General features: G+C 29.8%; 14 protein-coding genes. 9 read left to right on the top strand and 5 right to left on the bottom strand.

The genetic code is table 11. The annotated features are described in order from the left end of the window. Positions 1 to 47: 47 nt before the first annotated feature. The gene (locus tag OIU83_RS13605; RefSeq protein ID WP_264206810.1) at positions 48 to 1,199 is read right to left on the bottom strand and encodes a DUF418 domain-containing protein; all 1,152 of its coding nucleotides are present in this window, start codon (positions 1,197 to 1,199) and stop codon (positions 48 to 50) included. Positions 1,200 to 1,219: 20 nt separating this feature from the next. After that, positions 1,220 to 2,290 carry a serine hydrolase domain-containing protein gene (locus OIU83_RS13600; RefSeq protein ID WP_264206809.1) on the bottom strand — a complete coding sequence of 357 codons (1,071 nt, stop codon included), beginning with the start codon at positions 2,288 to 2,290 and terminating at the stop codon, positions 1,220 to 1,222. 271 nt (positions 2,291 to 2,561) lie between these two features. Between OIU83_RS13600 and OIU83_RS13595 the strand changes: the two genes are divergently transcribed. Continuing rightward, positions 2,562 to 3,167: a class I SAM-dependent methyltransferase gene (locus tag OIU83_RS13595; RefSeq protein ID WP_264206808.1), complete on the top strand. Its 606-nt coding sequence runs from the start codon at positions 2,562 to 2,564 to the stop codon at positions 3,165 to 3,167. A gap of 95 nt (positions 3,168 to 3,262) precedes the next feature. On the opposite strand, the gene OIU83_RS13590 is transcribed toward OIU83_RS13595, so the two are convergent. Then, on the bottom strand, positions 3,263 to 3,907 hold the full coding sequence (locus OIU83_RS13590; RefSeq protein WP_264206807.1) for an NADPH-dependent F420 reductase: 645 nt from the start codon (positions 3,905 to 3,907) through the stop codon (positions 3,263 to 3,265). 112 nt (positions 3,908 to 4,019) lie between these two features. After that, on the bottom strand, positions 4,020 to 4,604 hold the full coding sequence (locus OIU83_RS13585) for a Crp/Fnr family transcriptional regulator (RefSeq protein ID WP_264206806.1): 585 nt from the start codon (positions 4,602 to 4,604) through the stop codon (positions 4,020 to 4,022). A gap of 221 nt (positions 4,605 to 4,825) precedes the next feature. On the opposite strand from OIU83_RS13585, the gene OIU83_RS13580 reads away from it, so the two are divergent. From OIU83_RS13580 to OIU83_RS13570, 3 genes are all read left to right on the top strand, one after another. After that, positions 4,826 to 5,248: a VOC family protein gene (locus tag OIU83_RS13580; RefSeq protein ID WP_264206805.1), complete on the top strand. Its 423-nt coding sequence runs from the start codon at positions 4,826 to 4,828 to the stop codon at positions 5,246 to 5,248. A 51-nt stretch (positions 5,249 to 5,299) separates the two neighbouring features. Further along, on the top strand, positions 5,300 to 5,875 hold the full coding sequence (locus tag OIU83_RS13575) for a helix-turn-helix domain-containing protein (protein ID WP_319005356.1): 576 nt from the start codon (positions 5,300 to 5,302) through the stop codon (positions 5,873 to 5,875). Positions 5,876 to 5,963: 88 nt separating this feature from the next. Next, on the top strand, positions 5,964 to 6,878 hold the full coding sequence (locus tag OIU83_RS13570; protein WP_264206804.1) for a hypothetical protein: 915 nt from the start codon (positions 5,964 to 5,966) through the stop codon (positions 6,876 to 6,878). 40 nt (positions 6,879 to 6,918) lie between these two features. Here OIU83_RS13570 and OIU83_RS13565 read toward each other — a convergent pair whose 3' ends face one another. Next, positions 6,919 to 7,947, bottom strand: coding sequence for a serine hydrolase domain-containing protein (locus OIU83_RS13565; RefSeq protein ID WP_264206803.1), 1,029 nt, complete (start codon positions 7,945 to 7,947; stop codon positions 6,919 to 6,921). A gap of 270 nt (positions 7,948 to 8,217) precedes the next feature. On the opposite strand from OIU83_RS13565, the gene OIU83_RS13560 reads away from it, so the two are divergent. The 5 genes from OIU83_RS13560 (at position 8,218) to OIU83_RS13540 (ending at position 13,970) form a co-directional block, all read left to right on the top strand. Continuing rightward, a complete protein-coding gene (locus OIU83_RS13560; protein WP_264206802.1) occupies positions 8,218 to 9,294 on the top strand; it encodes a calcium:proton antiporter in 1,077 nt (358 codons plus the stop codon). Between the two features lie 51 nt (positions 9,295 to 9,345). Next, positions 9,346 to 10,077 (top strand): hypothetical protein, encoded by a 732-nt coding sequence (locus OIU83_RS13555; protein ID WP_264206801.1) that lies wholly within the window; start codon positions 9,346 to 9,348, stop codon positions 10,075 to 10,077. A 61-nt stretch (positions 10,078 to 10,138) separates the two neighbouring features. Further along, positions 10,139 to 10,936, top strand: coding sequence for an AraC family transcriptional regulator (locus tag OIU83_RS13550; protein ID WP_264206800.1), 798 nt, complete (start codon positions 10,139 to 10,141; stop codon positions 10,934 to 10,936). An 84-nt stretch (positions 10,937 to 11,020) separates the two neighbouring features. Beyond that, positions 11,021 to 11,920, top strand: a complete 900-nt coding sequence (locus OIU83_RS13545) for a CPBP family intramembrane glutamic endopeptidase (protein ID WP_264206799.1) — start codon at positions 11,021 to 11,023, stop codon at positions 11,918 to 11,920. 562 nt (positions 11,921 to 12,482) lie between these two features. Continuing rightward, positions 12,483 to 13,970 (top strand): serine hydrolase, encoded by a 1,488-nt coding sequence (locus OIU83_RS13540; protein ID WP_264206798.1) that lies wholly within the window; start codon positions 12,483 to 12,485, stop codon positions 13,968 to 13,970. The last annotated feature ends 43 nt before the right edge of the window (positions 13,971 to 14,013 follow it).

The following is a 14,013-nucleotide window of genomic DNA, read 5'->3' as shown; positions in this document are numbered from 1 at the left end:
TGTTTAAATAAAATGGCATAAAAAATGGAGCATTGTATGATCGCTTACTATTTTGTTTTAATCAAAGGAAACCACTTTTTGTATGATAAACTTCTCCATAACCACTCCAATAAGCCGTAGTTATACTTATTTAACCACCAATTACTAAAAAACATTTGCAAAATGTAAATAATAACTCCTGTAAAGAAATACCAATGCCATGCCCAATCCGGTCTTATACAAATAAATAAAAAGAACGAAATTATATTTTGCAAAATGTAATTGGTCAATGTCATTCTCCCGGTTGCTTTTATGAGGTTGAAAGTGCTCTTGAAATATCCAGAAAAATATATCCAACAAATAAGCGAACTTAAGAAAATCATTGAGCTTAATGCTTTTGGATAAAACAAGTTGTAATAATCATTAAATGACCATTCGTATTTCTCTATAACCATTTGTGATACAAATGTTATTATGGAAAATATCAAACTATAGAACATTATTTTTTTAAGAACTCTTCTTGGTTTTTTATCTATCATTTCGAAGAAATTGCTTCTTTGTAACGCCATCCCTAATATAAAATAACCTAATTGGACTAGATGTAATACAATCGAATAACCCAAGCGTAACATCCATTTATATCGCATATATAAATTAGCCTTAATACTATCCAGTGTTGTATCTGCATTATAAAGTTCATAAAAAGCATCACGATATTTTGGTGTAAACAGTAAATGATACCTTCCTAAAAGTGACTGTAATGCAGGCGTTAGTAGTAATATAAGTGTTGCCAAAATAAAGAGCGATTTTGTACTACAATTATAAAACAGCAGTAGTATTAAACCCATTAATGCATAATCGTTTAAAATATCGCCACCAAAAAATAGCGTATTTACAAACCCAAATACAAATAACCAAAGCATGCGATTTATAAAAAAAGTATAGTGATTTTGTTCATTTTGCTTAATGTTTTTTAGTAAAACAGAAAACCCATAACCAAATAACAATGCTAATAATGTCCAGCCTTTGGATTCAATAACAATCTCTGATATTGTTTTTATAGTTTCCGAAATAGAATTTGAATTAGCATTTTTTGAGTGATTATTCCAATCATGTATTGCAGAATAATTCATTACAGCCACACTAAATAATGCACAGCCCCTTAAAATATCAATAATTGGTGTTCGCTGACTTTGCGAAATTGGTTTTGTTTCTGTCAAAATGGTTTCTGGTTAAATTTTTAATTTTTATAACTTGGTAAAATATATTTAGCCAAAATTTCAAAAGCCTGCTTAGCTTTATAAGTTCTGTAATTACCCTGAGTAAAAACAATAGTTAAATTTAAATTTTCGATTATAAAGATATACTGACCTCCATTACCTGATGCAAAGAGCAAATTTTCCTGTAAATCATTTGTTTTTATCTGCTCTCGATACCAATAATAACCATAATAAGCTGGTTGTGGCGATGCTATTTTACTTTTGCTTGATTTCATATATGAAAAATCAGGAATTGCAATATCGCAAAGTGTAGATTGAGTAATCCATTTGCTCGAAATAATTTTTTTACCGCCCCAAACTCCTTTATCCTTTACCAGTTGTCCAATTTTCATCATGTCTATTGGGCGAATATAAAACGATCCAGCAGTCATGCCATTTCCACTTGGATCTACTGTCCATTTATAGGATGAAATACCCAGAGGTTCAAATAAATATTTTTTTGCAAAATCCATAATAGAAATATTGGTAGCTTTTCTTATCACGCCACTTAAAATCATTGGATCTATTGAGGTATATGACCATATTTCGCCAGGTTTGTCTTTCATTGAGAGATTTAATGCATATTCCACCCAGTTTTTGCTTAAACTCATTTCATCCTCACAATCTTTTGTGTCATTAAATTCCTCACAGTCAAAACCGGATTTCATTTCCAATAAATTTTTTATAGTCAGGAGTTTTTTTAATGGATCTTTTTCTAGTGATGGATATTCGGGAAAAAACTCATAGACTTTCTGGTTGACGTCTTTAATAAAACCTTTATCAATAGCTATTCCTACTAGTAAGCTTGTAATTGATTTAAAAGAGGAGCGGGAATCGTGTAGAGAATCTCGTGTGTAACCATTAAAGTATCGTTCATATACCAGTTGATTATCCTTTGCGATAAGGACACTATGAATTCCCGAATAATGATTCTTAGTAATAGAATCGGTCATTTGTTGCAGAAGTACATTCTGGGATTTATATTTAGTTTGTGCGGATATAGTAAAGATGTTGAGCAATAATAAAATATAGGCAAAGTGAATGTTTTTCATTTTTAAGTTTGGTTCTTTTGCTAAAATAATCATTTGTAATATAATCTCAATTTATAATGTAACAACGGATTAGAAGCTAAAGATAGTATTACAGAATAATTATTATAAAAGCAGTTCGTTTTAATTATGACTATTTAGAAATACTATTTTCGACTAAATTCCCTTATTTATCTGGATAAGAAGGCTGATAAAAAAATTTAGGCATTAAAAGATGTAATTCATAACTTTGAAAAGAATTATTGAGGTAGGAAGAATGTGTAAACAGCAAATTATGGCAGAATTTTGGGAATCAAACTTTGTTGAAAAGCAGGAAATGTGGGGCTCTGAACCTTCTAAATCGGCAGTATTAACAAAAGATTTTTTTGTAAAAACATCAGTAAAAAACATGCTTATTCCGGGAATTGGCTACGGAAGGAATGCGCAAATTTTTAGAGATAACGGAATAACTGTAACTGGTATCGAAATATCAAAAACAGCTATTGAAATGGCTACAAAACATTATGGAACCGATATGGTAATCCATCACGGTTCTGTAACAGATATGCCATTTGATAATTGTAAATATGATGGAATATTTTGCTATGCCTTAATACATTTATTAGATAATAACGAAAGAAAAAAGTTAATTCAGGATTGTTATAATCAACTATCTGATAACGGTTATATGGTTTTTACCGTTATTACAAAAGATGCTCAAACTTATGGGAAAGGTAAATTTATAAGTAAGGATCGTTATGAAATATTCGAAGGAGTTAAAATGTTTTTTTATGATTTAGAATCTGTTCATGCAGAGTTTGACAATTTTGAATTACAAGAAATTACAACCGTCAATGAGAATTTTCCATTCTACAACATTATATGTAAAAAAACAAAGTAACCCGTTCATAAAGTATTTACTCTATTTTTTTATAATAAAAGCTCCCTAAAAAATTAAGAAGCTTTTATAGTTTTCAGGAACCATTTTGTATATGCTTAAATTACTGATTTAGCTTCTTCCAAAGTTATGGTTTTTCCTAAGGCTCCAAATTCATGCAGATTTCCAAATACCTCGATGCGAATAGATTGGTCGATACCTCCTGCTCTAGCCGCTGCAAAGCCTACATTTGCAATAAGTTGCTCAATATCGGCATTAATAGCAGTATCATCTGTAGCGTAGAACAAAACGTTTTTAGGATTTTGAAAAGCAGCTGTCGATAATGAGCCTGCGCCTAATGTACCAAGTGCTTTAGCTAGTTTTATACCCTTTGGTAATGCAGCGGCATTAACCTGTCCGGCAGAAGTCTTTTCGTCGATGATTTTTTTGAATCCTCCATTTTCGTCAGGAGCAATTGGGTTCGAAGGATCAACCACAATTTTACCTTCTAATTCGGTTGCATATTCTTTTATAAAAGGAACAATGCTTTTAAAAGGTATTGGTAATATTACAATATCAGCCTCTTTAATTGCAGTGGTGATATCTGTTACCTTAGCAGATGGGGCAATTGTAGTTGCAATTTGTTTTGTTTTTTCTAAATCATTCCCGGCTACAATAAACTCTTGTTTAGATTTCTCAAGGTTTTGAGCAACTACCTTTCCGATGTTTCCTAAGCCAATAATGGCTATTTTTTTTGATGACATAATATTTCTTTTTATGGTTAAACAATTCAATGTTTGATAAGACAAATTTCTAGTAAAAAGCTATCTCGTACCAATGATCTGAATCAAGAAATAATATTGATCTGGTTTAAGATTATGGCTTTATGCGGCGATTACGAAGGCGGCTTACAAACTCAGGGGTTATACCTACAAATGCAGCTATCTGGGTTTGTGGCAGTCTGTTAATAAGATGTGGATAGGTTTCCAGGAAATAATTATAGCGTTCTTCTGCCGTAGAGCTTATATTTTGCAACAGTCGTTTTTGTAATGCTACATAACTATTTTCAATGAGTACTCTAAAGATGAGATTAAATTTAGGCGCCTGAGTATAGAGCGTTATGAGGTTTTTATAACTTATCTGGAATACCATAGTATCTTCTATAGCATCAATATTCATCTCTGAAGGTAGTACCGAGTGATAGCTACCAATATCACTTATCCACCAGTTTTCGGCAGCAAAATCTAGAATATGTGTATTCCCTTTGGGATCTATTTTATACATTCGTAAGCAGCCACGTACTATAAAATGGAGATGGCTACATATATCTCCTTCCTGTAATGCGTATTGCTTTTTTCTATAGAGTCTCATTTGGAATTTTTCATTCACAAGTGCTTTTTCATCTTGGCTTAAAGGAATGAGCTTTTCGAAATATTTAATCAAAGGCTCAACCGTGGACATATTTATATCTTCTTCCATATTTAAGGGGAATTTATACAAAGTTAATTATTAAAATAAAGGAAAATTACAGAATGATGTTTAGCTCTAAAATTATTATTTGTAGTAAAATTATCTATATATTCGCAATTATAACATAATAATTAATGGAATATTGTCACTCTAAATTAGGATGATAGAAGCCATTTTGTATTTTTAACTCGCTAACTATAAAAACAAACATTATGGAAGATTCAAAAAATCAAACAGACAACTCAGCTTCATCTGTTGACTCAACACCAAAGGTGACAGGAATTGGGGGTATTTTCTTTTTTTCTGACAATCCGGATGAATCCAAAGAATGGTATGCCAAAAATTTAGGATTGGAAGTCAATGAATGGGGTACTACTTTTGAATCCAGAAATATTAATAATCCAGATGAGATAAACCGTCTTCAATGGAGTCCATTTAAAAAAGGTGATGAATATTTCTCTCCATCCAAAAAAGATTATATGATTAATTACCAAGTTCAGAATATTGAAGGGCTTGTAAGTAAACTTAAAAATAACGGAGTGACTATACTTGATAATATTGAGACTTACGATTATGGTAAATTTGTACATATTATGGATGCCGAAGGAAATAAGATTGAACTTTGGGAACCTTGATTAAATTTGTAAAACTTAGATTATTTATGCTTAATGCAAAAAAAGATTAGTATGAAGTTTATCAAAAAAGATAGCCAAATGAAAATTAAGAATAAAGTTCAGATTTTGAGAGAAGAGAAAAATATGACTCAAACTGAACTCGCCGAAAAATCAGGACTTTCGTTAAGAACAATTCAAAGAGTTGAAGCAGGAAATACCCCAAAAGGTTTTACTTTAAAAGCGATTGCCCAATCTTTGGAAGTCGAACCACAGGGGATTATCTCTAATGTTGAAGAAAATACTGCGATTGACAGAGCCAAAATAATTAATTTTTCGGCTTTGTCGGGTCTTATTGTGCCATTTGGAGGTGTTATTTTTCCTTTAATTTTAACTTATAAAACAAACGATTCAAAGAATAAGGAACTCGGAAAAAATATAGTAGCAATTCAGATTATTTTAACTGTTATTCTTTCTATTTTAATGATTATAAGCCCATTCATTCAAAAAGCATTATCAATGCAATTTCCCCTTTTCCTCCTATTTTTGATTATTCTTATTGGTGTAAAATTATTAGTAATCTTAAAGAATGGTATAAGTTTAAATCGAAAAAGCGACTTATATATCAAACTGAAAAACAACTCCTTATAAGGTCAGTCGTAAAACTGACGTAAAATTGTCATATTGTTTTTGCAAGAAAATCGATTCTTAAAGCCGAATCTTGCAGAAAAATATCAGTATGAAAATATTTAAGAAAATTGCAGCGACTATTTTATTTATTATTGTTTTATCGTTATTAGGTGGTTATTTTTATTTTGACCAAAAATTCACTCCAGATAAAAATTATCTAACTGTAGAAAAAGAGAGTGAAAAAATTGAACCAACTTGGCTAGGGATTGATAAAAACGTACTATTAGTTCCTATAAAATTCCCTGAAGATACTGCAAAATATTACCTGCAATTTGATACAGGATCCGAATATACAGAGTTTTACTATAGATCAATAAAACATTTGAAAGAGATAAAAATCAATAATAAAATTGCTGAAACCTCATTCTATATAGGAAATACAAAAATTACTTCCGATAAATTCAAAATTGCTGATACAGGAAAAGAAACCGATAAAAATGATTCGATTAAAATAATTGGTACTCTTGGTGCGGATATTCTTGAAAACAGAAAAACAATTATCAATTTAAGAGAAAATTATCTTGTTTTTAATCTATTAAATCAACCAATCGAATTTCAAAATAAACTAATTGACTTTAAATTTAAAAGACGAAAAATCATTATTCAAGCACTTTTAAAAGGGAAAAGTGAAAAATTCCTATATGATTCAGGTACAAGTGCTTTTGAATTATTAACTAGCAAGGAAATTTGGAAAGATTTAAAATTACCAAATTCAAAAATCATAATAGAGAAAGCCCAATCGAAGCACAATATCTTAACAACCTTTACCGCAAAAAGCAATAATACAATACTGTTTAAAAACAAAGTAATTCCATTAAACGAAGTTACTTATGTGGAAGGATTTTCACAAACGCAATATATGCTTATGAAATTTTCGGGAATGACAGGAATGTTAGGTAATAAAATATTTTTGAAAAACTGCATATATATAGACTGTTCCGAGAATAAAGTCGGAATTGATTAAAAATTGGAAGTTTAATTTAATTATTTATAGAATTCTGAATTTAATTGTATGGCTTTTCTTCGAGTATTGATTGTATTGAATTGCTAATTTCATCTAAATTATTTTGTTTGTTGTTAGTCATCAAAATAATTGTAAAATTAGAATTGCATATTAGTAAAGCTTGGTAATTAAAAGCAGCACCATCGTGTATATGACTTTTAACTTGACCTAATTCAATAGTGCCTTCTCCTAACCCAGTTTGATTTCCTTTGGAAAAAGGAGTAAAAAGTTCAAGTGTTGATTCAGGATTAATAATTTTAAATTTATTTATTGCTTCAGACCATTTATAAAAATCTTCTAAATTTAATGCTGTCCAGCCTGAGATGTTATATTTAATAACATCTTGTTTTCCTTTATTATTAAATGATTTTGCAAAAAGCTTTTCATTTTCATTAGGATCTATAAGTCCATTTTTTATACCAATGGGTTGAAGTATTTTTTTTATTACAAAAGTATTGAAAGACATATTGGTAATTTTTTCTATAATCCGTCTCTGCAGAAATACATTATTATTGTTATAATCATATCTTGTTCCGGGTTCAAAATCAAGAAGCAATGTTTTTTTTAGTATTGCCATATTGTCTGAATCTTGATTAACTTCATTCCATTTTATTTGTGGGAGGCCACTTGTATATTGAAGTAAGTGAATAATTTTAATTTTATTTGCCCAAGAAGGAAGCTCAGGAAGAAATTTAGTAATTGTATCGTCAAGTTTTAATTTTCCTTGCTCTTTAAGCATCATAATTCCTATAGCATTAAATTCTTTAGCAATTGAACCTACATGAAAGCGATATTTTTCATTTAATTGAGTTGTGTTACTTGCATCAGCTTGTCCGATGGCTTTTTCATATATTATTTTGCCTTTTTGAGCAATTAAAACATTTCCGTTGAAGGCTTTTGATTTATGAGCTTTTTGAAATAGACTATCAAGATTAGTTTGTTTTTGATAGGATTGGCTGTAACAATCGCTCCAAGTAATTAATAAAATGATGAAAAGTATAATTCTATTCTTTTTAGTTATTATATTCATTGTGTAAATTTTAATAAATATAAAATAATTTAATTTTATTCCATGAAAATACTCCATTATTTACAATTGAATTTTATGTTGTTTAAGAACCTGTTTACGAGTTATTTTATATGTGTTTTAAAAAGAGATTAGCTACATATATAATAGTATGGAACTAAAGATAATACGTTTTTTTAGTTATTTTTAGCTAAAAAACTCTATATTGGGGGAAATAAAAAAGCCGATTTGTGGTAAGAACTATTGGCAAGATATTAATTTACCTATTATAAAATGAAACAATTACTTCAGTGGACAATCATCATTCCAGCACTTGCATGGATTCTTTTTTTTAGCGGGCTTGTAGACAACAGCAGTTTCTTTCAAATTGTTGCAAGTATACTGCTTATCCTTAGCGTTATGTCGGCAGTGCATCATTCCGAAATAATAGCAGAAAGAGTTGGAGAACCTTATGGAACCATTATTTTGGCTATATCTATAACCGTTATTGAGGTTTCAATTATTGTGTCTTTAATGTTGTCCGAAGGTTCTGCCGCAGCTTCATTGGCAAGAGATACTGTATATGCGGCAACAATGCTTATTCTTAATGGTATCATTGGACTATGCCTGTTAATTGGTGGTTTAAAGCATTATGAACAGAATTTTTCTGTCTCATCTGTAACCATTGGTTTGGTTTCATTAGTTTCGATTATAGTGTTTACATTGGTCTTCCCTACCTTCACAGAAAGTGTTAAAGGATCTTATTATTCGATCCCACAACTCGTTTTTGCATCTGGTGCCTGTATTATTATCTATGCATCTTTTCTATTTGCACAAACTACAAGATACAGACAATATTTTCTAACAATTGGAGACGATGAAAACGAAGAAATAGCAGAACCTATATTAATCAATAATAAAACGTTTTATACAAGTCTCATTTTCCTTGTTATAAGCTTAGGTATTGTTGTATTATTGGCAAAAACGCTATCTCCAACTATTGAAAGTATCATTGTAAGCTATCATCTTCCAAAAACTTTAGTTGGGGTTGTAATTGCTGCAATAATTTTACTACCTGAAGCAATTGCTGCGATTATAGCGGCTAGAAAAAACAGACTTCAAACGAGTATAAATTTAGCTTTGGGGTCTGCTTTAGCAAGTATCGGATTAACTATTCCTAGTGTTGCTGCAGTTTGTATTTATATGGATATGCCTATTATTCTGGGGCTTGACATTAAATCGATTGTTTTATTAGCATTATCAGTGTTTACGGTAATGTTGTCATTAAGCAAAGGGAAATCGAATATTGTTTATGGAGTGGTACTTTTGGTTAATTTATTTGCTTTTGTATTCCTTATGATATATCCTTAATAGGAAAACATCGAGTAATCTACACATTTTACCAATAATAATTACATCACGATGAAATCAAAAAAGAAACAGAAAATTATTAAAATTTTTATTAATTCAACTAAAATTCCAAATTTTGAATTGGATAACAAATCAAATACATTCAGAATTTCGAATATTGGCAAACTCAATGATATAAAGTTAGATCAAATTAAAACGGAAATAGTTTATGAGAGGGATAGCGGTAAGGATAAGGTTATACATTCGCAATATTTTGTTGATAGAATACTAGAATTTGATGACGAGCGGTTAAATAAGCGTTATAATATGGTATTCGCGTGTGATACCAATACAAAATTTATTGGTGATAAAAAAGTCTGCGTAGGTTGTCTAAGTATTCTGGGGACTTCAAATTCTGGAGTTTCTATTATACCAATAAGAGCTATTGCATTCTCTATAAATGATTTAAACAACATTAATCCTGAAAGAGTAAGTTGGAAGTATTTTTTAAAATATGTAAATAATGACAAGTATAAAGAATCAAAAATTTGTTTTTTCGTAGATTCCGAACTTGGCAAATTAGATCAAATAAATAGAGCGCTTGAATCCGTGTTTGACGACTATTTTCTTCCGCAAAATATTGATTTAAGTTATGCAAGTTCAGATAGTGGAAGAGAATATGTTGGTAATAAATTATTATCTTGTTCTGATAATGCTGCTAAAGAATTATTAAATTTTCTTATTGAGAATTCATATGAATTCCCAAGTTTCCAAAATGCAACGCTTTTTTCTAAAAACATTTAAAACAAGTAAAAAAATTGGCTTAATTGATTACCTGAAAAATGGTTTAAATTAAAATTATAAAATGTATAATTTAGAAAAAGAAATTTATTTAGGAAATTCAAAAAATGTATATAATAAGTCTGAAGGAATTTCTATCATAGAAACTGAATATCAGAACAAAGTATATGAAGGTTGGCATTCTCATGAAAATGCTCATATCACTTTATTCTTGAAAGGCGGGACAATTGAAAAAAGGAAAAAGGAAAATTTTTCAGTTTCACCAGGAACAGTATTGTTTTATCATAGCGATGAACTCCACTTAAATCAAAATACGCTATTCCCATCAAAAAATATAAATATAGAAATAAGCAAAAACCATCTTAATGAATTTGATATCACCGAAGAATTATTAAAAATAGGAACTGCAAATACAGTAAAGACAAAATTATTAATTCTAAAAATCTATAACGAATGTTTAATTGGAGATGCTTTTTCTAAAGATTCAATACATATGCTATTCACTGATTTAGCTAGCAATAAAAATTATTTGGACCAATTTTCCAAATGTCCAAATTGGGTATATCCACTCTATGAATTATTAAATGATTGTTGGAATGAAAACCCAAGTTTAAATGAATTATCAAAAATTTTAAATATAAATCCTATCTCTATTTCAAAGCATTTTCCTAAATATTTTGGATGCACTTTGGGAGAATATGTTCGACGGTTGAAAATAAACAGATCACTTACTTTAATACAAAAACCTTCGGCATCATTAACTGAGATTAGTTTTGAATGCGGCTTTGCAGACCAAAGTCACTTTATTAGAACATTTAAGCAGCAAACAGGATTTTTACCAAAAAAATTCCAAAATTTATAATTCAAAAGGCAAATTTCATTCTATTTTTAGAATTCCTGCGCTATTATTTTTGTAATCAATCTAAATCAATTAATTGCAAAAATTATGGAATCAATTACTACCAAACAACGAGTTTTAAATTTCCCGGTAACTAGAATCATACTGGGTTTCTTGGCATGTTTTATCACTTTTATACTAGCGCAACAATTTGCATCTAAAATGCTTGATTTAACTCCTTTAAATAGAGATTTCAGGAATCTGGTAAAAGGAATAATTGTATCTGCGTTATTAATTAGTGCGTATGTCTTTTTTTTTAGAAAATATGAGAAAAGAGAAGTGACAGAATTTTCAAGTAAGGGAGCAATCAAATATATTATAACAGGTATGCTCTTAGGAGCAATATTACAAAGTCTGACAATATTGATCATTTTTATTAATGGAAGTTTCAAAATAGTTTCTATTAATCCTATCTCCAATATGATTATTCCTTTTACAATAGCTTTTACCGTTGCTATTTTTGAAGAAATTTTGATCAGAGGTATTATTTTTAGAATAATCGAAGAGAAATTAGGGAGTTATATCTCTTTGATTATTTCTGCAATTATTTTTGGCGCATTGCATTTAAGCAATCCTAGTAGTACTCCAATATCAGCATTATGTGTTGCCTTGGAAGCTGGATTATTAATTGGTTTGGCTTATATTTATACTAGAAGTTTATGGTTTCCAATAGCGATACATTTTGCTTGGAATTTTATGCAATCAGGTATTTTTGGAGCGGTTACTTCTGGTAATGACCAAACAACTGGTTTACTAACAACTAAGATAGTTGGAAGTGAATTAATTACAGGTGGGGATTTTGGACCGGAAGGATCAATACAAGCAATTATATTTTGTTTACTTGCTTCAATCATTTTATTGCAATTGAGTAAAGATAAATTGATAAAACCAAAATGGAGAAATAAATCATTTGAAGTTGATAGTATAATAATATCAAAAAAAATATAATCTTCTTTTACTAGCAACAATTTACTATTGAATCCGGCATCAATTATATCGGCTAATTTTTTTATAGAGAGAAGTCAAGATTAAGTTAATAAAGAGGAAGTGAAAAAAGGAGAAAATGAAGAGATAAGCTGGACTATTTGCTAGGAATGCCAAGGACGTGGTAAAAAAAGCAGAAGAATTAGCAAGAAAGTGCGACTCGAATACCAAATTGTTCTCGATCAATTTAAAAAAATAAAGACGAAGGAACAGCTCCAATTCGCCCTAAAGAGCATTTGTACTCCTGTGCAATCTTTCACGGATCTGGATTGGTACGTTTTGCTAGCTCTTGAACTATACGAAGTCTCTTGACTTCGTACACTTTTCAACTAGATAAACGCTATAATTCAAAATAATAAAATTATAGGCGTAACAATCCTATTAATTATTAGTCTATATATAAAAACATCTATCTGTAAAAATAATTATAAATACCTTAATTCTAGTTACATTGGGATTATTTGTTTGATACAAATTATGGTGAAGTTTTGAAAAAGTAATAGCAAACAGTAAAAATTAAAATAAAATGAAAAAAATATTTTTTATTATCTTATTCTCTAATTTATTGATAAACACAGTTTCGGCACAAGAATTAGATAATTTCTTTTTAACACTTTCTGAAAAAAATCTTTTTAATGGAAGTGTGGTAATTTCTAAATCAGGAAAAACCATTTTTTCTAATACTTATGGATTTTCTAATATCGAAAAGAAAGAAAAGTTTAATGATAATTCTCAATTTCCTATTGCTTCTATAACAAAAACCTTTACAGCAACTGCTATATTACAGCTTAAGCAAAAAGGTAAACTTAAAATTGATGATCCCGTACAGAAATACCTTCCCGATTTTCCTTATCCGAATATCAGCATCAAACAACTGCTTAATAACACATCAGGATTGGCACAATACTATAATTTGTTTGATAGTGTAATAAAAGAGCAACCAGAAAAAATAATTACAAATCAGGATATTATCCCAACATTCATTCGTTTTAAAACGTCACTCACATTTTTACCCGGAAGCAAATGGGAATACAACAATGTGAATTTTTGCATCGCTGCACTAATTATCGAAAAAATATCGGGAATAAGTTATGCTAGTTATTTAGAACAAAATATTTTTGGTCCTGCAAAAATGAAAGATTCATTTGTTCCCAATAACAGAAAGATAAAAAACCCAAATCAGGTAGAACTACACACCTATCCCAATTCATATTCAAACGATTATGTAAATGCAAATACCTTAAAAGAGCCATTCTTTATATTTGAAAAAAGTAATTTTTATGGAAATGGAGGAATCATAAGTACAGCTTTGGACTTGCAAAAATATCAAAATGCATTATTTACCCATCAAATTTTAGGCAAAACAGAACTAGAAGAAGCTCTTACGGCTACAATACTCAATGACGGAAAAAAAGTAACTTATACTATAGATGGAAAAGAAACTAGTTATGGCTTAGGATGGGAAATGTACACTGATGAAAGCCAAGGAAAAATAGTTTTTCACGACGGATCTATTACAGGACTTACCAGTATTCTGGCACATAATATTACTAAGAATCAAACAGTAATACTTTTATCCAATACAGGAAACTGCCCTGTATTTGCTATCGCTAATGCTGCCTCGCAATTAATTGATAATAAGCATTATACAATTCCTGCACAAAATCTTTCGAGAACCTATGGCAATTTACTAGAAAACGGAAATAAAGAAAAAGCAAATCAAGCGATTGATGAGTATTTAAAAAATCCTAAAAGTTTTGAAGCAAACGAAAGAGATTTTAACCGATTAGGGTATGAGTTTCTTAGACAACAAAAAAAAGAAAATGCTTTACAAACATTTAAAACTGCATCATTACTATTCCCAGAGAGCTGGAATATTTATGATAGTTATGGAGAAACATTACTGCAATGTGGTAAAAAGGAAGAAGCTATTAAGATGTATCAAAAATCTGTTGAATTAAATCCTAATAACGAAAACGGTAAAAAGGTTCTGAGTAGTTTACTAAAATCATAAATAGAAAACCAAATGAATTGAATAAAAAGCAATTATTAAACAC

Origin of the sequence: Flavobacterium shii, assembly GCF_025847235.1 — a bacterium.
In the GTDB taxonomy this organism is placed as follows: domain Bacteria; phylum Bacteroidota; class Bacteroidia; order Flavobacteriales; family Flavobacteriaceae; genus Flavobacterium; species Flavobacterium shii.
This window is presented reverse-complemented; position numbering and strand designations above follow the sequence as displayed.

What these genes read in the sequence shown, in the direction of transcription:
- OIU83_RS13590 (WP_264206807.1), bottom strand. Translation starts at nt 3,907, where the DNA reads ATGTCATCAAAAAAAATAGCCATTATTGGCTTAGGAAACATCGGAAAG.
- OIU83_RS13565 (WP_264206803.1), bottom strand. Translation starts at nt 7,947, where the DNA reads ATGAATATAATAACTAAAAAGAATAGAATTATACTTTTCATCATTTTA.
- OIU83_RS13570 (WP_264206804.1), top strand. Translation starts at nt 5,964, where the DNA reads ATGAAAATATTTAAGAAAATTGCAGCGACTATTTTATTTATTATTGTT.
- OIU83_RS13560 (WP_264206802.1), top strand. Translation starts at nt 8,218, where the DNA reads ATGAAACAATTACTTCAGTGGACAATCATCATTCCAGCACTTGCATGG.
- OIU83_RS13585 (WP_264206806.1), bottom strand. Translation starts at nt 4,604, where the DNA reads ATGTCCACGGTTGAGCCTTTGATTAAATATTTCGAAAAGCTCATTCCT.
- OIU83_RS13595 (WP_264206808.1), top strand. Translation starts at nt 2,562, where the DNA reads ATGGCAGAATTTTGGGAATCAAACTTTGTTGAAAAGCAGGAAATGTGG.
- OIU83_RS13550 (WP_264206800.1), top strand. Translation starts at nt 10,139, where the DNA reads ATGTATAATTTAGAAAAAGAAATTTATTTAGGAAATTCAAAAAATGTA.
- OIU83_RS13580 (WP_264206805.1), top strand. Translation starts at nt 4,826, where the DNA reads ATGGAAGATTCAAAAAATCAAACAGACAACTCAGCTTCATCTGTTGAC.
- OIU83_RS13540 (WP_264206798.1), top strand. Translation starts at nt 12,483, where the DNA reads ATGAAAAAAATATTTTTTATTATCTTATTCTCTAATTTATTGATAAAC.
- OIU83_RS13555 (WP_264206801.1), top strand. Translation starts at nt 9,346, where the DNA reads ATGAAATCAAAAAAGAAACAGAAAATTATTAAAATTTTTATTAATTCA.
- OIU83_RS13545 (WP_264206799.1), top strand. Translation starts at nt 11,021, where the DNA reads ATGGAATCAATTACTACCAAACAACGAGTTTTAAATTTCCCGGTAACT.
- OIU83_RS13600 (WP_264206809.1), bottom strand. Translation starts at nt 2,290, where the DNA reads ATGAAAAACATTCACTTTGCCTATATTTTATTATTGCTCAACATCTTT.
- OIU83_RS13575 (WP_319005356.1), top strand. Translation starts at nt 5,300, where the DNA reads ATGAAGTTTATCAAAAAAGATAGCCAAATGAAAATTAAGAATAAAGTT.